The 19,808-nt window shown below is 50.6% G+C and carries 18 protein-coding genes; 8 read left to right on the forward strand and 10 right to left on the reverse strand.

Features of this window, described 5'->3' with window-relative positions:
* Position 1 precedes the first annotated feature (1 nt).
* A complete protein-coding gene (gene galK, locus DMB82_RS06755; protein WP_102118901.1) occupies positions 2-1,165 on the forward strand; it encodes a galactokinase in 1,164 nt (387 codons plus the stop codon).
* A 41-nt stretch (positions 1,166-1,206) separates the two neighbouring features.
* Here galK and DMB82_RS06760 read toward each other — a convergent pair whose 3' ends face one another.
* The 3 genes from DMB82_RS06760 to mgtE all read right to left on the reverse strand — a co-directional run bounded on the left by DMB82_RS06760 (position 1,207) and on the right by mgtE (position 3,585).
* Positions 1,207-1,644 carry a type II toxin-antitoxin system HicB family antitoxin gene (locus DMB82_RS06760; protein WP_116163634.1) on the reverse strand — a complete coding sequence of 146 codons (438 nt, stop codon included), beginning with the start codon at positions 1,642-1,644 and terminating at the stop codon, positions 1,207-1,209.
* A 164-nt stretch (positions 1,645-1,808) separates the two neighbouring features.
* Positions 1,809-1,991 (reverse strand): type II toxin-antitoxin system HicA family toxin, encoded by a 183-nt coding sequence (locus DMB82_RS06765; protein ID WP_039515475.1) that lies wholly within the window; start codon positions 1,989-1,991, stop codon positions 1,809-1,811.
* A gap of 115 nt (positions 1,992-2,106) precedes the next feature.
* Positions 2,107-3,585 (reverse strand): magnesium transporter, encoded by a 1,479-nt coding sequence (gene mgtE / locus DMB82_RS06770; protein ID WP_116163636.1) that lies wholly within the window; start codon positions 3,583-3,585, stop codon positions 2,107-2,109.
* A gap of 219 nt (positions 3,586-3,804) precedes the next feature.
* On the opposite strand from mgtE, the gene DMB82_RS06775 reads away from it, so the two are divergent.
* The gene (locus tag DMB82_RS06775; protein WP_102118898.1) at positions 3,805-4,254 is read left to right on the forward strand and encodes a MarR family winged helix-turn-helix transcriptional regulator; all 450 of its coding nucleotides are present in this window, start codon (positions 3,805-3,807) and stop codon (positions 4,252-4,254) included.
* A 187-nt stretch (positions 4,255-4,441) separates the two neighbouring features.
* On the forward strand, positions 4,442-4,867 hold the full coding sequence (locus DMB82_RS06780) for an organic hydroperoxide resistance protein (RefSeq protein WP_039486432.1): 426 nt from the start codon (positions 4,442-4,444) through the stop codon (positions 4,865-4,867).
* Positions 4,868-5,157: 290 nt separating this feature from the next.
* On the opposite strand, the gene DMB82_RS06785 is transcribed toward DMB82_RS06780, so the two are convergent.
* The 4 genes from DMB82_RS06785 to ppk1 all read right to left on the reverse strand — a co-directional run bounded on the left by DMB82_RS06785 (position 5,158) and on the right by ppk1 (position 9,648).
* Positions 5,158-5,373, reverse strand: a complete 216-nt coding sequence (locus tag DMB82_RS06785; RefSeq protein WP_102118897.1) for a YfgG family protein — start codon at positions 5,371-5,373, stop codon at positions 5,158-5,160.
* 248 nt (positions 5,374-5,621) lie between these two features.
* Positions 5,622-5,810, reverse strand: coding sequence for a YjfB family protein (locus DMB82_RS06790; RefSeq protein WP_102118896.1), 189 nt, complete (start codon positions 5,808-5,810; stop codon positions 5,622-5,624).
* 230 nt (positions 5,811-6,040) lie between these two features.
* Complete coding sequence (gene ppx / locus DMB82_RS06795) at positions 6,041-7,576, reverse strand: exopolyphosphatase (protein WP_116163638.1); 1,536 nt, start codon at positions 7,574-7,576, stop codon at positions 6,041-6,043.
* A complete protein-coding gene (gene ppk1 / locus DMB82_RS06800; RefSeq protein ID WP_102118894.1) occupies positions 7,576-9,648 on the reverse strand; it encodes a polyphosphate kinase 1 in 2,073 nt (690 codons plus the stop codon). The genes ppx and ppk1 overlap by 1 nt, the downstream gene beginning before the upstream one ends.
* 217 nt (positions 9,649-9,865) lie before the next feature.
* Here ppk1 and DMB82_RS06805 point away from each other — a divergent pair, with 217 nt between their 5' ends.
* The 4 genes from DMB82_RS06805 (at position 9,866) to DMB82_RS06820 (ending at position 15,295) form a co-directional block, all read left to right on the forward strand.
* A complete protein-coding gene (locus DMB82_RS06805; protein ID WP_116163640.1) occupies positions 9,866-12,034 on the forward strand; it encodes an ABC transporter permease subunit in 2,169 nt (722 codons plus the stop codon).
* Complete coding sequence (pstA, locus tag DMB82_RS06810) at positions 12,031-13,677, forward strand: phosphate ABC transporter permease PstA (RefSeq protein WP_102118892.1); 1,647 nt, start codon at positions 12,031-12,033, stop codon at positions 13,675-13,677. Before DMB82_RS06805 ends, pstA begins: the two co-directional genes overlap by 4 nt.
* A gap of 15 nt (positions 13,678-13,692) precedes the next feature.
* Positions 13,693-14,508, forward strand: coding sequence for a phosphate ABC transporter ATP-binding protein PstB (pstB, locus tag DMB82_RS06815; RefSeq protein ID WP_116163642.1), 816 nt, complete (start codon positions 13,693-13,695; stop codon positions 14,506-14,508).
* A gap of 223 nt (positions 14,509-14,731) precedes the next feature.
* Positions 14,732-15,295, forward strand: coding sequence for a YolA family protein (locus DMB82_RS06820; RefSeq protein WP_102118891.1), 564 nt, complete (start codon positions 14,732-14,734; stop codon positions 15,293-15,295).
* Between the two features lie 45 nt (positions 15,296-15,340).
* Here the strand turns inward: DMB82_RS06820 and DMB82_RS06825 are convergent, their stop codons facing one another.
* The gene (locus DMB82_RS06825; RefSeq protein WP_039471096.1) at positions 15,341-15,805 is read right to left on the reverse strand and encodes a hypothetical protein; all 465 of its coding nucleotides are present in this window, start codon (positions 15,803-15,805) and stop codon (positions 15,341-15,343) included.
* Between the two features lie 390 nt (positions 15,806-16,195).
* Here DMB82_RS06825 and DMB82_RS06830 point away from each other — a divergent pair, with 390 nt between their 5' ends.
* Entirely contained in the window at positions 16,196-16,633 is a 438-nt protein-coding gene (locus DMB82_RS06830) for a helix-turn-helix domain-containing protein (RefSeq protein WP_102118890.1), read from the forward strand.
* A 91-nt stretch (positions 16,634-16,724) separates the two neighbouring features.
* Here the strand turns inward: DMB82_RS06830 and DMB82_RS06835 are convergent, their stop codons facing one another.
* Both DMB82_RS06835 and DMB82_RS06840 read right to left on the reverse strand, forming a co-directional pair.
* A complete protein-coding gene (locus DMB82_RS06835) occupies positions 16,725-18,092 on the reverse strand; it encodes an L-serine ammonia-lyase (protein WP_116163644.1) in 1,368 nt (455 codons plus the stop codon).
* A gap of 268 nt (positions 18,093-18,360) precedes the next feature.
* On the reverse strand, positions 18,361-19,650 hold the full coding sequence (locus tag DMB82_RS06840; protein WP_102118888.1) for an HAAAP family serine/threonine permease: 1,290 nt from the start codon (positions 19,648-19,650) through the stop codon (positions 18,361-18,363).
* Positions 19,651-19,808 lie beyond the last annotated feature (158 nt).

The raw sequence follows: 19,808 nt of genomic DNA on the forward strand, positions 1-19,808 counted from the left end.
TATGAGCCGTATTGATTCTCTACGTCAGTTAACCGAGTCTGTTTTTGTCCGATTATTTGGCTATGCGCCGCACGCCGCTGTTCAGGCACCCGGCCGAGTCAACCTGATTGGTGAGCACACCGACTATAACGATGGTTTTGTCTTGCCTTGTGCTATCGATTACCAGACGGTGGTCAGCGCGGCGGTACGTCAGGATGGTATCGTGCGGGTGGTCGCAGTGGACTTTGACAGCCAGCAGGATGAATTCGATCTCGCCACAGAGATCGTGCCTCACCCAGACTACACTTGGGCGAACTATATCCGTGGAACGGTGAAATTTTTGCTGGCGCGTGGCCTGCCGCTCACTGGCATGGATATGGTGGTTTCCGGTAACGTGCCGTCTGGCGCAGGGCTAAGTTCATCGGCCTCGCTGGAAGTGGCTATCGGGCAGACGTTCAAGGAGCTGAATAATCTGGACATCAGCCAGTTGGATGTGGCCTTGAACGGTCAGCAGGCAGAAAACCATTTTGTTGGCTGTAGCTGCGGCATTATGGATCAGTTTATTTCCGCTCAAGGGCGTGTTGGTCAGGCGCTGTTGATCGACTGCCGCTCTCTGGAAGGGCGTTCTGTGCGTATGCTCGACGGCGTTGATGTGCTGATCGTGAATTCTAACGTGCGCCGTGGGCTGGTGGACAGCGAATACAACACGCGACGCCAGCAGTGTGAAGCTGCGGCGCGTCATTTTAACGTTAAGGCGCTGCGTGATGTTTCCCTCGCACAGTTTGAAGCGGGAATCGAGGGGCTGGATCCGGTAGCGGTGCGCCGTGCACGCCATGTTATTACCGAGAACCGCCGTACGCTGGAAGCGGCCGATGCGCTGGCGCGTCAAGATGCACACCGTTTGTTTACGCTGATGGCAGAATCGCATGTCTCCATGCGCGACGACTTTGAAATTACCGTGCCGCCGATCGATGCGCTGGTGGAGCTGATTCAGGAGTATGTCGGTGAGCGAGGCGGTGTGCGTATGACCGGTGGCGGTTTCGGTGGCTGCATTGTCGCCCTTATCCCCTCGGCGCTGACAGACGAAGTCAAACAGGTGATTGAACGGGAATATCCGGCGCGTACCGGCCTTCAGCCGTCCATCTATTTGTGTCAGGCATCCGGCGGTGCGGGTCGCGTGAGTTAAGTTCAGGCTGGAAAAGGTGAGGGAAACCTCACCTTTTCCATTTATTGCCTAGCCTGTGGGGAAATAAAAATATTAACGTCGCGGTTAAGCTGGCGCAGAGCTAACTCTATCGTTTCAACTTTTGATGAATGTTCAACATCCAAAAGGCGATCAATTTGCGGACCTTTTTGGCCTAAGCGTCTGGCAAGTTCAGCTTTACGCGTTCCTGTTTCAATCATTGCATTATGTAATGCAGCCTTCATCGTCACTAATACTGGGATCGTGACAACGTGCTCTCCTGCTATTGGTGCGCTAGCGTAAGGAACTGGACGGCGTTCTTCAATTTCGATGGCTATGGCGGTAACAATTCCGTCAACAGATTCCAGAAGGGCTGAGTCAACGGAGTCACCAACCGAATTCATTAATGGCAAATCGCGGCAAGAAACCACGTATTGTCCGGTTGCTTCGTCGAGTTCCAGTTTTACGGGATAGTTGAACATACTTTTACCTCTAAATGGGGTTTCCCCCGATGTAACGAGAATCGCACTTACATAGATTATAGTGGTATCGACTTAATCATATTAGTGGTTCTTCTAACCAATTCGCTGAATTTACAGAAATTTTGGTATATGAGATAGCCAAATTGGCTGGTAAGCCTTAAGTATCATAGCCCCAAATCTTTCATGATTTTCTTACGAAGAGGCTCAGGTATTTCTTTTGCGCCATGAAAAGGCAAAACGGATGCTTTTCCGTTTAATTTAACTTTAAGGTGACTTCCACCTCCTGATGCTTTAGTCAATTCTGCTCCTTGTTGCAGAAGCCAGCGTCTGAATTCAGAATATTTCATTTGGCATCCCGCCACGTTGCTCAGTTTTTACCCTATAACCACACTAACTTATTTGTATAAAATGACAACTTATATGTTAACTAATGAATCATTAATGTTAAATCTAGCCCTTTTATCAAGGCAGCAGGAACAGCGTTGCCAGTCCTAGGAAGATAAAGAAGCCGCCAGTATCGGTAATGGCCGTAATCATTACGCTGGAGCCGATGGCCGGGTCGCGGCCGAATTTCATCATGACCAACGGGATAGTGACGCCCATTAGCGCGGCGAGCAGCAAGTTCAGCAGAATCGCCAGCATCATCACGCCACCCATCGCGGCGTTACCATAGAGCAGGAAGGTCACCACGCCCATAATCGTGCCCCATATCACGCCGTTTACCAGCGCAACGCCTAATTCTTTCAGCAGTAGGTACGTTTTTTTGCCATGTTCAAGCTGATGCAACGCCAGTGCGCGCACAATCATGGTGATCGTCTGGTTACCCGTATTTCCGCCGATGCCGGCGACAATCGGCATGAGCGTCGCCAACGCCACCAAATGGGATAACGTGTGCTCAAACAGGCCGATGACCCGCGAGGCGATGAGTGCCGTACACAGATTGATGGCCAGCCACGCCCAGCGATTGCGAAATGATTTATACACCGGCGCGTAAACGTCTTCAGAAGACGTTAAGCCCCCCGAACGCCGCAGATTGCTGTCGCTTTCTCGATTCACGACGTCGAGGATATCCTCAATCGTCAGGCGTCCCATGAGTTTCCCTTTGCTATCAACCACGGCGCTGGAAATTAAATCGTAACGCTCAAAAGCCCCTGCGGCGTCTTCAACTTTATCTTCAGGCTGGAACCGCAACGGCTGATCGTCCATGACGTCAGTAACCAGAGCATGAGGCGAATGAAGCAGAATGTTGGCCAGCGATAGCTCACCGATCAGCGTGTTTTTGCGATCGGTAACAAACAGCTTATCGGTGGAATTGGGGATCTTTTTGCGATAGCGCAGATAGCGCTGTACGGCCGCGAGCGTGACATCAGCGCGCACGGTGATGAGTTTGAAATCCATCATGTGGCCGAGGCAGTCTTCATCATAATTGATGGCGGCGCGTAGCTGTGCGCGCTGCTTGGGCTCAAGCGAAGTCAGTATCCTGCCTAGCAGATGACGGGGGACGAGGCGAGACAGCTGAGCCTGTTCATCAACATCCAGTATCCGAACCGCTCTCAGGATTTCTTTGTCCTGCATATCGCCGATCAGATCGTCAGAAATGCTGTCAGAGGCCTCAATCAACACGCGGCCGCGCTTCTCTATAGGGATCAGTCGCCAGAGCGCCAGCCGTTCATCCTGCGGTAAAGATTCCAGCAAGTCGGCAAGGTCAGCGGCATGCAGCCCGATGATGAGCTCGCTGATTTCTGCGGTTTGATCGATCAGGATGCTTTTTTCACGCAGCCTGATGTTGTTATTTAATGCCGCGTTGTCGCCTGACGCCGTCTCATCACGTTCCGTAACGCGCGGTTGCCGGTTGATAATGTCTTCAACCAGTTCTTTGTTTTCCAACAGCAGAAGGGAGATCTGGCGGCGGAGGTCGGTAAGTTTTTTTACACTCGACATCATGTTTCATGCTCGATCTGTTTTTATCTGTGTTTTATTAAACGTAGCGCAAAATCAGTAGATTAAGAATAGGATTACTGACGAATCGCCGTTTGAACGGTGTGCGATAGTGTACCCAGACGTATTTTTTATGAAAAAAATTATCTAACGGATTATTAAATCGCTTGCTACTTAGTTTTTGACGATATAGAGTCCGTTCCAGAAACGTAACCGGTACCGATGGCAGAGACGATGAACGACAACGCTTACAAACTGGATGGACAACTGTGCTTCGCACTGTATTCAGCTAATCTGGCGATGAATAAACTGTATCGTCGTTTGCTGTCTGAACTGAATCTGACCTATCCCCAATATCTGGTGATGCTGGTGCTGTGGGAGCGTGATGGTTTGACGGTGTCTGAGTTGGGTGAGCGTCTGTATCTCGATTCTGCTACGCTAACGCCGTTGCTCAAGCGGTTACAAAGCGCAGGCTTAGTGGTTCGTAACCGAGGAACAGAAGATGAGCGTCAGGTGCTGGTCGGGTTAACCGAAGCAGGGCGAGCACTTCAGCAGCAGGCACGAGCGATTCCTGAAAGCGTGTTTTGCGCGACGGAATGCCACCTTGACCAGTTGCAGACGATCAAAAAAGATTTAGAGACGCTGCGTAAGAATCTGATTGGGCATCTTTGAAGATACTCGCGGTTGCCTTGTGCATCCGCAGTCCGTCAGACAGCGTTATATTTGTTAAGTAGTATGTTTTTACGTGGTTTTATTTATGTATATAAGTAGTATGCGATTTAATTTTTCGCTATGTAATTGAAGCCTAGGCGGCGTAGAGACCGCCTTAGGCCATACCCTAACTATCTGGAGTCACATTATGTCTATTGAAAAAGTATTATACGTTGCTCATGCTCAAGCTACTGGTGGTCGTGATGGTCGTGCGGTGTCTTCCGATAAAGCGGTTGATATTAAATTGACGACCCCACGTGAGCTGGGCGGTGCAGGCGCTGAAGGGACGAACCCAGAGCAACTGTTCGCTGCGGGCTATTCTGCCTGTTTCCTTGGCGCGATGAAGTTTGTCGGCGCGCGTGACAAAATCGCTGTCCCTGCTGATACCACGGTAAACGGTAGCGTAGGTATCGGTGCCATCCCGACAGGATTTGGTATCGAAGTCGAACTGAAAATTTCCCTGCCGGGCCTGGATCGCGCCGTGGCTGAAGATTTGGTGCAGAAAGCCCATATCGTTTGCCCATACTCCAATGCCACGCGTGGCAACATCGACGTGACCTTGACTATCGTCTAAGCCCGGCTTGAAGCACGTTCATGATTGATGAACACGATTGATTGATGAGCGTAATTGATTAATAAAAACGGTGGCTGCGAAGATTCGCACTGCCGTTTTTTTATGACGGATATCCTCGTCCGTCACCCTTCGGGCCGTTGCTGCGCAACGTTGAAAAACGCTCCCGACGTTTTTTTATTGGTACGGCATCATCTCAATAGGCAACGGGCGTGAATGACGGGCACGGGAATACGAAGGCAACAAAGCCTGATGAAGAAAAAAAAGAATATAAGGAACGGGTTGGCTAAGCGCTACTCTTTCTGATTGACGAGTACGTTGGCAGGAAGCCGTAATTGTTCAGCACGCTGCTGCTGCTTGTCTTGGTGATGACCAAACGCAGTGATGGTGGAGTAGGCAAAACGGCCTAAAAGAATAATGAAGCTGATGAGCAAAACGGCACGGGCGATCCGAGAGCCACTTCGTTGCGGGCGTATCGATAATCGTCGTTTGTGGGTAAGCGTGGACATTACCAGTTAATCCTCTGTGAAAGCGAACATTCGCTGTTGTTTATTTAGGCACAAGCAGTAGGGGAGGTCAATCGACCTCAGTGAAAAAGATGATGGTCGATCCGGTTTTCGCACGTTCGGTGCAAGGAGACAGGGAGGTATAAACCCGCGTGAAGAGAAAAGGGTATAAAAGGGATAAAGGGATAAAGGGAATCAGTAAAAAACCCGCTCAAACAAAAACGAATAAGCGGGTTGTGTGGTGCAAGGGATTACGCCGTGGTATTGACGTTACGCCCAATCGCCGGATTTGCTGGCAGAGGGGGTAATGCCTGCAAAATACCAGCTGCAACAGCTTCTTGGTTATCGAGCGCTTTTTTCATCACTAGTGTACTGGCCTCACTGCTGGTACGCATGTTGCTGAGATCGGTAGCGAGTGATGCAATCTGTGATACATCCATTTTACTCTCCTTAATACTGAGTTGGATTGATATCCGGCATGAAAGGAAACGCATCTTTCCGCCGAGGTTGCATGATGTTGGCGAAAATTCACGCCAGCCATCATTTTGGTATCGGCCCCATCTCTGTAAACTTTATGTTAACCGGATCTCACCGGCCAGCCAAGTTACACCATTTCTCGCTACTTTACTGTTCGGCGTAGGCTCGATTTTCCACGTAACGTTTTCATCAATCAGGCTTTCTCTTCCTCAATCATCAGCTTCCAACCGGTGACGTCCTGCCAATATTCTTGTTCCCGTTCCAAATCCAGCTGTACCAGCGTGTTATTGGTAAAGAAGTCACGGGGGAACGTCAGCGTCCAGTAGTTATCATCGGTATGCAGCCGTAACGATTCCGGCGTTGTCGTTGCCTGACGCTGGTTATTCAACAGCGTGGCAAGGCGCAAGAGCTGCATCATGGGCAAATACTGTTTCTTTTTGAACAGGTTCAACCGCGGCAACTCTTCCAACTTGATCACTTTACGGTGCAATCGCACGATTAGGGACAGCACAAGCTGCTGTTCCTGATTGAAACCGGGCAGGTTGGTGTTTTGCAGAATGTAAGCGGAATGGCGATGCATGCCGCTATGGTTAATGCCCAATCCAACTTCATGCAGCATGGAAGCCCAGTTCAAAATAGCCTCAAGCTGTGGATGCACCAGATTAGGATTTTGCTCTGCCCATTGCGCATAAAGCTGCTGCGTGGTTTCCCGCACGCGTCGCGCCTGCTCACGGTCGATATTGTAATGGGTCGCCAGGCTCTGCGCGGTACGGATACGAATATCCTGGTGGCGGAATCGACCTTCCATTTCGTACAGCACGCCTTCGCGCAATGCGCCATCGGACAGGCGTAGTTCTTTGATCGCCAGCGCATCGAAAATACCGCACAGAATAGCCAGACCGGGCACCAGCACCGACTGACGGTCTTCGGACAGACCCGGCAGACTCAGCGCTTTGAAGTGCTTAAACTGCAAGATCTGCGTGCGTAGCATTTCCAGTCGCTCGGGCGTAATCAGGCCGTCTTTCTCTCCCATCTCCACCAGAATTTCATGCGTGGCTTTGATCGTTCCAGACGCACCGAGGGCGAATTTCCAGCCGTATATGCGGTATTCCCAGGACAGCGTCTCCAGCTTTTGCGCTGCGGCCAGCCGAGCGCGCTTGAAGTTGGCTTCGCTAATTTCACCATTCGGGAAAAACTGCTGGGCGAAGCTGACGCACCCCATACGACGGCTTTCCACCAGCATTGGCTCGAAATCTTCACCGATAACCAGCTCTGTAGAACCGCCGCCGATATCGATGACCAGCTTGCGGCCTTTTTCCGGCTGCGTATGTTCCACACCCATAAAAATCAGACGGGCTTCTTCATGGCCGGAAATGATCTCTATCGGATAGGGAATGATATCCGCCGCGCGGCGCAAAAATTCCTGCGCGTTAGCTGCCTGACGCAGCGCGTGCGTTCCGACGATGGACACGTTCATGGCTGGGAAGCCTTGCAGGCGTTCAGCAAACAGCGCCAGACAGTTCAGGCCGCGTTGAATCGCTTCTTCGCTGAGCATGTTTTTGCTGTCCAGCCCGTCGGCCAGATGCACCCGCTGTTTTAAACGTCCCAATACCTGAAGCGCACCGTTTACCACGCGTGCGATCACCATGTGAAAACTATTGGAGCCCAGGTCGATAGCCGCGAACTCTTGCGGCTTTATCTCGGTTTTTTCATTGTTCGTTAACGGCATTATTCAGGCTTATCTCCAGGTTGCTCCAACGCCTTGATGTAGTCGTAAATGGCATTTTGCGCGCGTACTTTACGCTTGTTGCCGCGTGAGACATAGCGGTTGCTCGATTCTTTATCAATGACACGGGCTTTCACCGTATCGCTGAACAGAATATCCAACGTCTCCAGCACGCGGTTTTTCAAAATGGGATCCAGAATTTCCACTGCGACTTCAATGCGATAATCAATATTGCGTGTCATCCAGTCTGCGGAAGAGAGGTAGACTTTCTTGTCCCCGCCGTTGTTGAAGACATACACCCGATCGTGTTCCAGATAGCGGTCAAGAATACTGATGACCTGAATATTTTCGCTGATCCCTGGTAAATTAGGGATCAGCGAACACATGCCGCGTACCAGCAGATTAATTTTCACGCCCGCAGCGGAAGCCTTATACAGCTTTTCCGCCAGCCCTTTATCCACCAGATTATTTACCTTAAGCGTAATGCCTGCATCACGATCCGCCAGCGCGTTTTCGATCTCGGTATCGATCAGTTGGTAAAGCTTGTCGCGGGAGTTTTGCGGTGACACCAGCAGGTGCTCGAAGCTGACTGGGCGGTAGGGGTTTTCAATGAAGTTGAAGACGCGACGGACTTCGTTGGTAATACGTTCGTCGGCAGTTAACAGCGAGTAATCCGTATACAGGCGGGCAGTTTTCTCGTTGAAGTTACCGGTGCCGATGTGCGCGTAACGCACGATGTTTTCCCCTTCGCGGCGGGAAATCAGGAACAGTTTGGCGTGAATCTTCAGCCCAGGCACCGAGAAAATGACGTGCACGCCAGCTTCCGTCAGGCGCTTAGCCCAATGGATGTTTGCCTCTTCGTCAAAACGTGCCTGTAGCTCGACCACGACCGTCACTTTCTTACCGTTGTGCGCCGCATGGATCATTGAGGTAATGATGCGTGAGTCTTTGGCGACACGGTAAATATTGATTTTGATGGACAGCACATTAGGGTCGAAAGAGGCTTGTCGCAGCAGTTCCAATACGTGCTCGAAGGTGTGGTACGGGTAATAGAGCAGAACGTCGCGCTCACGGATCGCATCAAACCCATTGCGAAAATGGTTGAATCCGGTGTGCCGCAGGCGGGGCAAGGGCTTGTTGACCAGATTGGCGCGTCCGACGTTCGGGAAAGAAATAAAGTCTTTGAAATTATGATAACGCCCGCCGGGGATAACGGAGTCAAAAGAAGAGATCCCCAGTTTCTCCTGTAGCATCGCAACCATGGCGTCCGGCATGTCGCGCTGATACACAAATCTTACCGGCTCGGCGGTTAAGCGCTGCTTCAGGCTGGAAGACATCAATTCCAACAGGCTGGATTCCATTTCCGTCACCAGATCGTATTCTGCATCGCGCGTCATCTTCATGGAGTACGCGTTCAGCGCATCGTAATCAAAGAAGCCCTTGAAGATATCATCCAGACAGTAACGCAGAATGTTATCGATGAGGATCATGGTCTTACGGCGGCGCGGCGCTTCCGCTGGCAGGTTGACGAAGCGCGGTATTTTATCCGAAGGAATTTCCAGCAGGGCATAACTGATTTCATCGCCACGAATAATTTCGACGGCAAGATAGGTATAGTTATCCTTCAGGAACTCCACCAGATTGGTTTCGTTAAAGATGAGTATTGGCGTGATGTGCGGGCGCAGATATTGCCGGAAGTAGTCCCTCAGCCACTCTTGCTGATTAGGGGAAACCTGACGCTCATTGACCAGAAAAATCTGGTTACGCGCCATCTCCAGCAGCAGTTCGTTGTACAAACTATCGAAAATTTGATCGGTTTTTAGTACGCGCGCCTGAATTTTACCTAAAAGGTGTCGCAGATTGCCGTCCAGACCTTGTTCTTCGTTAATCAGAATGCGTCTTTTCAAATCGGCAAAACGGACTTTATAAAATTCATCAAGGTTGCTGGAGTAAATGCCAAGAAAGCGCATGCGTTCGATTAACGGATTGCTTTTATCTGCTGCTTCCTGAAGTACTCGTTCATTAAAGGATAACCAACTTAATTCTTTCTCTATGTAGAGTTTGTCCTGACCCATTGTCACTCCGCTCAACTCATGTACTGAAGGTTCATCCAATATTCATACCCTTCCTCTGTGGGTATAGGGTACAACAACATTATGGCGTGTTGATGACGATAAAATCTAATTCATAGACAGACTTACCATTGTCATATTATGGGCGTAAAGGCAACATATGCTACCCGCAATACGTTAGCAACACGACTCTGGCGGCTTCACTCTAACGGCGAGAATAATGGTAAACACAGGCAACACATCACAGTATCGGGATCGTCGGCGAGCGTGGATCGATCGTTTGGTTCACCGCATTGTTGCGGGCAGTGGGCTGCTGGTGCTGGCTATGCTGTTATTAATCTTCTTCTATCTCCTGTATGTGGTGACGCCACTGTTCCTTTCCCCCACCGTTAACGGGCAAAAAACGGTGCCACGCCACAGTGCGGAACCGTCGCTGGTGCTGGGGCTTAGCGACAACGGGCAAATCGGGTTTCGCATCGACAGTCAGGGCTATGGCGAGTTTATTCCGTTTGCGGAAAACCAGCCTATGTCGCGTATTCAGTTGGTGCCTGCGCTGAGTTTGCTGGCGCAGAGTCAGGGCGAGCGACAAATTTATGCCCTGAGTCAGCCTGATGGCCGTCTGATTTTCGTTCAGCCCGTATTATCGCGTACAGAAAACCGTGCTCCAGTCTGGGATTATCCGCTGGGTGAGCAGGCGTATTCGCTTGGGTTACCCGCGCAGCCGCTGCGTCATCTGGCAGTGACTGCGGTGGGTGAAAAGCATGTCGTTGTGGCGGCGATCGGGCAAGAAAATACCTTGATTATTGCCGATGTTGATAAAAATGGCGTGCGACAACGGGCGCAGATTACGCTTCCGGTGGGTACTATTAACCAACTGCTGCTGACGCCAGACGGGCAGCAAGTGTATTTGCTCAGCGGTAAGACATTAACGCTATGGCAGGTGGGGTCGAACGCGCTGAAGCTGCGGGAAGAGCGCCAGTTGCAGTTGGCGGAACCGCTGCATCTGGCGTTGTTGTCCGGTGGACGATCATTGCTGATACAGGCCGCTGACGGGCGGATTAGCCAATGGTTTGACGTCCCTGGCGAAAAGGGCGCCACACTGACGGAGATTCGCGAGTTTCCGCACGTTGTGGGCGAATCGGTGTTGTTGGCAACGGAGGCGCAGCGACGAGTCTTTGCCACATTGAATGCACAGGGTGATTTGTCGCTGTTTGCCAGTAAACAGTCTCATGCGCTGCTGACGCAGACGCTACCGGCCCATGCACAAACGCTGGCGTTTTCGCCGCGCGGTTCAGCTTTGCTGGTTGAAACGGCGCAGGGCTGGCATCGCTATCAGGTTGATAACCCGTATCCCGATATTGGCTGGCGCGGGCTGTGGCAAAAGCTGTGGTACGAGAACTACCCAGAGCCTGCCTATATCTGGCAATCTACGTCGGCGGATGACAGCTATCAGGCCAAATTCAGCATGATGCCGCTGATGCTGGGCACGATGAAAGCCGCGATTTACGCTATGATGTTTGCCACGCCGCTGGCGCTGTCCGCCGCGATTTATACCGCCTGCTTTATGTCGCCGACGCTGCGACGCTGGATTAAACCCACGCTGGAAATCATGGGCGCGTTGCCGACGGTGGTCGTCGGTTTGATTGCGGCCATCTGGCTGGCCCCGCATTTTGCGACTTATCTGTCCGCGATTCTGGTCATGCCGATTTTATGGATGCTGGCCGTGCTCTGCTGCGGCTGGCTGATTGAATGCCTGCCGACGCGCTGGCGCACCCGTTTTCCAGCAGGCTGGGACGTGCTATTCCTCATCCCCACGATCTTGCTGACATTTGTGGCCGGATGCTGGCTTGCGCCACATATCGAAATCGCAGTATTGGGGCAGCCGCTATATCAGTGGTTAGGCGATGATTTTGTCCAACGTAATACGCTGGTAGCGGGTGTTGCCCTTGGCTTCGCGCTGATCCCGCTGATTTTTTCGCTAGCGGAAGATGCGCTGTTCAGCGTACCGGCTCGTTTAAGTCAGGGATCGTTAGCGCTGGGGGCGACGGCGTGGCAAACCCTGTGGCGTGTCGTGCTGCCGTCCGCCAGTGCTGGGGTTTTCGCCGCGCTGATGCTGAGTTTTGGCCGCGCCGTAGGGGAAACCATGATAGTACTCATGGCGACGGGCAACACACCGATTATGGATGAAGGCCTGCTTCAGGGCCTGCGTTCGCTGGCGGCGAATATCGCTATTGAAATGCCGGAAGCGGTGACGAACAGCGGTCACTATCGGGTGCTGTTCTTAACGGCATTAACGCTGTTTGTTTTCACGTTCATCGTGAATACGCTGGCTGAAACTATCCGACAGCGCTTACGCCAACGTTACCGTGATGAAGGAGAAAACGCGTGAAGCGCTGGTTCCGTTCGGGAAGGCCCTGGGTGTGGCTGACCGCATCGTCAATTTCCATTAGCCTGCTGGCGATGCTGGCAATTATCGTACTGCTTGCTGGGCAGGGCATGCGCTACCTGTGGCCACAGCCCGTCTGGCTGCTGACGTTACCGCCAGCACAAGGGACGCAACGTGCGTTGATAGGGGAGATTTATGCCGAGCAGACGCTTTCGCGTCAGCAACTGGAACAGGCTGATTTAACCTCTGCGTCTGGGGACGCTGAAACACGCTATTTAATCAAAATTGGCCAGCGTGAAATTCATGGGCAGAGCTTTCGCACGCTGCTGTCGCGCGACATTGTCCGCTTTGATAAACCCGCCGACATTCTGGTGTTGAAGCGGACGAACAATGGCACTGCCTATGGTTATCTGGCTGGCATGCTGGAGGGCGAGCAGCCGCTGGTGGCAACGGATCTCCCCGCCACCTTACAGCATCGCGTTGAGCAGGTGCAGGGGTTGCTCGCGAAGATGCAGGCCATCCGTATGGGGGAGATGGCGAAGATCAACCAGCAGTTTGAGACGCTGCGGCTGGAAGAGAAAAAGCGGCAGCAGGCCAAGACGCTGGATAATCAGGCGTTAGCCCGCCTTCAGGCTGAACGTATTGAACTGCAACGCCGCTTCGATGCGCTGTCGCGCCAGCTAACCTCACTCAATATGGACATTAATCGCGATACCGTGCAGCTACGCGACGCGAACGGTAGCGTCCATCTTATCCCGCTCAGGGACATCGAACAGGCCTGGTTCCCTAATGCGATGAACCTGTGGGAAAAAGTCAGCCACTGGGGCGAGCAGGCGAAATTCATGCTGGTACACTATTCGCTGGACAGCAACAGCGCGGGCCACCTTTTCCCCGCCATTTTTGGCACGGTGCTGATGGTGGTGCTGATGTCTATTGTCGTGATGCCGTTGGGGGTGATCGCTGCGGTTTATCTGCATGAGTACGCGGGGAAAAACAGCTTAACGCGCTGGGTGCGGATTGCCGTGGTCAATCTGGCTGGGGTGCCTTCCATTGTTTATGGCGTATTCGGGTTAGGCTTTTTTGTTTATCTCATCGGTGGCACGCTGGATCAACTGTTCTATTCTGAAGCGTTGCCGAATCCGACGTTTGGGACGCCGGGGCTGCTGTGGGCGTCGCTGACGCTGGCACTGCTGACGCTGCCGGTGGTGATTGTGGCAACGGAGGAAGGGCTGTCGCGCATCCCAATGTCCGTGCGCCACGGTTCATTAGCGCTGGGAGCGACCAAAGCCGAAACGCTGTGGCATGTTGTGCTGCCGATGGCGGTTCCCGCGATGATGACGGGCTTGATCCTCGCTGTAGCGCGTGCCGCGGGGGAAACCGCGCCGCTGATGTTGGTCGGCGTAGTGAAGTCGGTGCCAGTTTTACCGGTGGATGACATTTTCCCTTATCTGCATCTTGAGCGAAAATTTATGCATCTGGGATTTCAAATCTACGATCTGGCGTTCCAAAGCCCAGATGTGGAAGCGGCAAGGCCGCTGGTGTACATCACCGCACTGCTGCTGGTGTTGATTGTCGTTGGGTTGAACCTTGCGGCGATTGGGATTCGCCATGTTCTGCGTGAGAAATATCGTTCGTTATCACTCTGAAAGTAGGATGAAGTTATGGGATTTATGACACAAAAGGAGATGGCACCGCTGCCTGATATTCATCAACTGAGTGATGAGCAGACGACGTTGACCGTGGAACATCTGAATCTTTACTATGGCGACAAGCAGGCACTGAACGATATTTCGATTCGTATTCCGAAGAATCAGGTGACGGCGCTGATTGGGCCGTCGGGCTGTGGTAAATCCACGCTGTTACGCTGCTTTAATCGTATGAACGATCTGGTGGATGACTGCCGTACCGAAGGTGATATCAGGCTGAATGGGATGCTTATCAACGACCCACAGCTTGATGTTGCCACGTTGCGCCGTCGGGTGGGGATGGTTTTTCAACGCCCGAATCCGTTTCCCAAGTCGATCTATGAAAATGTGATTTATGGCCTGAGGTTGCAGGGGCTACGCGATCGCCGTTTTCTGGATGATGCCGTTGAGCGTGCGCTACGTGCGGCGGCGCTTTGGCATGAGGTAAAGGATCGTCTGAGCGACAACGCGCTGACGCTATCCAGCGGGCAGCAGCAGCGCTTGGTGATCGCCCGGGCGATCGCCATTGAACCGGAAGTGTTGTTGCTGGATGAGCCGACCTCCGCGCTCGATCCCATTTCGACGCTGGTTGTCGAGGAACTGATGGGAACGCTAAAGCAGCATTTCACGCTGGTGCTGGTGACGCACAACATGCAGCAGGCGGCTCGCGTGTCGGATTACACCGCGTTTATCAATCAGGGCAAACTGATCGAATACAATCGTACGGACGATCTATTTACCTCTCCGACACAACGTCGCACAGAGGATTATATTACTGGGCGTTTTGGTTAGAACCGTACTTAAATAATAGAACGCAATATCATTTCTATGCATATAATTTTATTATAAATGATATTGCGAATATTTTTAAACTTTCCATAAAAATAAATAACTGATTAATTATTCTTTTTTAAATCTAAAATTTTTTTTTTGTGATTTTTTTACTGAAAAAAATGAAATTTTGATTCATAGTTTATATGCAGCGATTGGCTGTATTTAAATGGAATTACTCAGGATGAGAAAGAAAATATATATTGGCGTTGCATTTAGTATGTTGGTTAGTATGATGTTTCCGGCTTATTCTCAGGCTCAGGAAGAGCCAGTGGCGGAAGTCATTACAGCATTTGACTCTCCCCTTCTGGAGCATCCAGTATCTGCAAATGAATCCTCTTCTCAGGACTATAAGCCTCTTCGTGCGCCAGCGCCTGCATTGAGTTCTGTCTATGTCTATGCTGTGGCATCAACACAGAATGGTGGAGCCTGGGAATATATTGGCCCAAATAAACTTGCGACAACTCAGGATCATGGCGGAGCGCAACTGCGAATTGCAGTGCTGGAAGTGGGCTATGGTAATAACCGCTTTGGTTGGGTGAATGGTACGCAAAAGAGTCCCTATCAGGTTAATGGCGTCTGTGTCGTCGGTGGTTATTATACCGAGTCATGCCCTGCAGGTTCGACTTATGTGGGATGGATGGCTTATTTCAATGGCGATGGCATGCAGTCAGGTCCTTTCCGCTATCAATCTACTTCGATTAATGCACCTTTTAGAACGCTTAGCACTTCACTGAATATTCGATAACACCGCATTCTCAGCAGGTTCTCTTAAAAGAGGACCTGCTTTTCATTATGCCTTCACGCTAATCGGCATGTAACTAAGTTGTGCTAGCTTATCTAATACTGATTTCTGCTGTTCTGCATGTAAGTGCTCGCCGCGTGATAGCGAACCGCTTATCCCATTTTTTAGCATTTGGATAAAATTGATTTTCTGGTTGGGATCGGCGGGGGCGACATCGTCAATTGGAGGATGCAAAATGAGCAGCGCCGCCATACCGATTTCCAGACTTTCTTCAAATGACATATCGCCGGAGGCGGTGAGATCTTTTGTCGCGTCAATCGCTTCCTGTGGTGTCATATTGGAAAAATCATAACGTTTGCTTGACTGGATCGTTGAGGGGGTATTGGCAGCAACAGAATTGACGCTTGATTTTGACGTGTTGCCAGCGAGTGAAAATACGTTTTCCGCAGGTTCTTTACGGTTCACCGAGGGGGCTGAGTAGTTAGCGATACCATTAAGGCTTGTAATGCTCATTATGGAAGTTCCTTTCCTGTGAGAGTGAAATTTAATAGTAGAGCGTTGTTATGCAGTGCAATCGTGTGAATATAGAATAAAGTTTACCTTAGTTAATGTATTTGTCTTCTTTTTATTCAGGAAACAATGAGTTATTTTTTTAACTCATTGTTTTTGTTTTGTTATTTAAATAACATCTCTTTTTGATTTCTAATTAGTGGTTTTAATTATTATATTGTTTAATTGTTTCGATTAAATATAACCCGTATTTACGACAAGCCTGATGGGATGTCTATGGTATCATCAAACCATAAAAAAATTATGGATACCGTTCATCAATTGTCCGTGCCATTTGAAAAATTGATGATAAAATGCGCGCAAATTTTTTAACTCTGGCAAGTGGTGGGTAAGATGAAATTCAGTACCATGAACGAAGGCGAAATTATTACCGAGCTGTGCCGGAGAATAAAAGACGCCAGAATTCAACAACGTTTATCGCAGGTCGATCTTGCTGAACGGGCAGGGCTGGGAATCGCAACGATCAAGCGTGCGGAAATGGGCGAATCCATTACGCTAAGCAGCCTGCTCTCCATTCTGCGCGGATTAAATCGTTTACATCAGATTGAAGGCGTGCTCTTCGATGCGGAAGTGGAATCCTTCCATGCGCAGATCAGCGGTGAGAAAAAACAGACGCCGCTGCGTATCAGAAAGAAAGCCGCCACGTTTCCTGCCAAAACGCTCACCAAGCATGAAAATATCAAAAAGCCGGCTAACAGCACCGTGGACTGGTACATCGCAGCGGCTGAAAACAACATTGTCTGGTCGCTGCCTGAAAGCGATAAAAAATAAAGGGCTAATGCGAAACCATACGCATTAACCCATGATTGTCGCGTTAATCTGCCGAGCATTTAATGCGACAAGGCGTATCCCCTGCTATTTCTTACTCACACAGCACAACTTTAATCGCCAATCCCCCGCGAGACGTTTCACGGTACTTGGCGTTCATGTCTTTGCCGGTTTCATACATGGTTTCAATGACCTTATCCAGTGATACGCGTGGCTCGCTGGTGCGGCGCATCGCCATTCTGGCGGCGTTGATCGCCTTCACGGAGGCAATAGCGTTGCGTTCAATGCACGGTACCTGAACCTGACCCGCGACTGGGTCGCATGTCAGCCCCAGATTATGCTCCATACCAATTTCCGCCGCGATGCATACCTGTTCAGGGCTCGCGCCAAGTAGTTCAGCCAGACCTGCTGCGGCCATCGAACAGGCCACGCCGACTTCTCCCTGACAGCCCACTTCTGCACCGGAAATCGAGGCGTTCATTTTGTAGAGCATGCCGATAGCGCCGGATGCCAGAAAGTAGCGTAGGTAAGATTCTGGGGTGACCGGTTGAACGTAACGATCGTAATAGGCCAGCACGGCAGGAATAATGCCACACGCACCGTTCGTTGGTGCGGTGACGACGCGTCCGCCAGCCGCATTTTCTTCCGACACGGCCATCGCGAACATGTTCACCCAGTCCATCGCATCCATCGGGTCGTTAGAAAAACGATCGTTGATGAACAGCAGGCGATGCAGCGCTGATGCCCGGCGCGGAACGCGCAATGGGCCGGGCAATACGCCTTCCGTATTCATGCCGCGATGCATGCAGTCCTGCATGGTTTTCCATACGTCGGCAAAATAGTGCTCAAGCGCTTCCCGACCATGCATCGCAATCTCGTTTTTCAGGACGATAGCGGATAAAGACAGGCAGTGATCGTGACAGTGTTGCAACAGTTTCTGGGCAGAAAAGAACGGGTAGGGCGCACTTTCTTCGGCCAGATTGGGTTTGCCGAAATTTTCCTGATCGACGACGAATCCGCCTCCGATGGAGTAATACGTTTTGCTATAGACCAACTCTTGCTGGTTATAGGCGCGAATGATCATGCCGTTTTCATGCAGCGGCAGATTCTCTGGTTGGAAACGCAGGGAGGATTCCAGCGGGAAGCTGACCTCATACTGACCGTTAAGCATCGGCAGACGCTGAGTGTCTTTCACTTGTTGAATAAACGCCGGAATACTATCGATATTTACGCTATCTGGCAGGTTACCCGCGAGCCCCATAATGATGGCGATATCGGTGTGGTGTCCTTTCCCCGTCAGGGAAAGTGAGCCGTAAATATCAACGACAATACGTGTCACCGATGAGATAAGCGCGCGGTTCACCAGATCGTCAGTGAACATTTTACCCGCTTTCATCGGGCCGACGGTATGAGAACTGGACGGGCCGATGCCGATTTTGAAGATATCAAATACGCTGACCATAGCGATTTCCTTGAAAAAAAACGCCGGATACCCGTCATACTTCAAGCCGCATGTGCGTTGGTTTCCCTCACTCACCCCAGTCACTTACTTGAGTAAGCTCCTGGGGATTGATGAACCTCATTTATGAGGTTCACCCTTCGGGTCAGTGCTAGCACTGTTCAAATCGGTCTAAGACCGATTTGTCGTGTGGTTACCGCCTACCTGCAACTCGAATTATTTAGGGTATGACTAGAAAACAACGTGCCGGCGTTAAATTAGGGTGGGGGGATTACAGCAGTTCGCTCAGGCTGTAAACGATAGCGGAAATCGCGATCAGTCCCATCAGGGTGACAAAGACGTTGCTGATCTGGCCGCTGTATTTCTTCATTGCTGGGACTTTCTGGATGGCGTACATCGGCATCAGGAACAGCAGGCACGCGATAATTGGGCCGCCCAACGTTTCGATCATGCCCAGAATGCTTGGGTTCAGCGTCGCAACAATCCAAGTGGTGACCAGCATGAACAGCGCAGTGATGCGATTCAATTTGGTGTTGGAAATGGTTTTTCCTCTGCTACGCAGGGATTTCACGATCATGCCGTTAAAACCTTCGCCTGCACCCAGATAGTGACCTAGGAACGATTTAGAGATGGCGATGGTGGCAATAACCGGCGCTAAATAGCCGATTACCGGGTTGTTAAAGTGGTTTGCCAGATAGGACAGAATAGAAATGTTCTGTGTTTTCGCTTCCATCAGCTCAGTCGGAGACAGGCTCAGTACACAGCTGAAGACGAAGAACATCACGGTCAGCACCATCATGATGTGGCTGTAAGACAGAATGCGTGAGCATTTTTGCTCGGCGTCATCACCATATTCTTTACGTTTTGCAACGGCGAAAGAGGAGATGATTGGCGAGTGGTTGAAGGAGAAAACCATCACCGGAATAGCCAGCCATAATGTCGCCAACAGGCCGTTGCCCGTGACGCTGGAACTCAAAGAAATGTTTTCAAAAACAGAGGTGTTCCAGTTTGGAATTAAATACAGCGCCAGCAACATCAGTACGGCAACAAACGGGTAAACCAGAATGCTCATGGCCTTAACGATCATCGCTTCACCGAAGCGGACAATAAACATTAATCCGAGGATCAATATTAATGACAGCAGGGCACGTGGCGGAGAAGGCAAATGCAATTGGTGGGTAATAAAGCTATCTACCGTATTGGTGATGGCGACGCTATAAACTAATAGGATCGGATAAATAGCGAAAAAATAAAGCAAAGTGATTAATTTACCTGCGCCAACGCCGAAATGTTCTTCAACGACTTCGGTAATATCTTCGCCACCTTTCTTGCCGGATAATACAAAACGGCATAAAGCACGGTGAGAATAATATGTCATCGGGAAGGCAATCAGAGCCATGATAATTAACGGAATTAACCCACCAATACCGGCATTGATAGGTAAAAATAACACGCCAGCGCCGATAGCCGTGCCATACAGGCCCAGCATCCAGACCGTGTCGCTTTTACGCCATCCTGAAGCCTGTTCTAACACCTGGCTGCTATCTTGAATGGTGCTCATATACTGATCTCTCCTCGGTGAATATATTAATACTCTGTTACAAGAGTATTGCCACATGATGTGGATTATAAAAATTACAGTATCGGCAAGTTGCCGTTACGGAGTTTAAAAAACGAACGAGACATGTTGATAATTATGTCAGTAGGTCAATACTGTTT

The organism is Pectobacterium aquaticum (genome assembly GCF_003382565.3).
Taxonomy (GTDB): domain Bacteria; phylum Pseudomonadota; class Gammaproteobacteria; order Enterobacterales; family Enterobacteriaceae; genus Pectobacterium; species Pectobacterium aquaticum.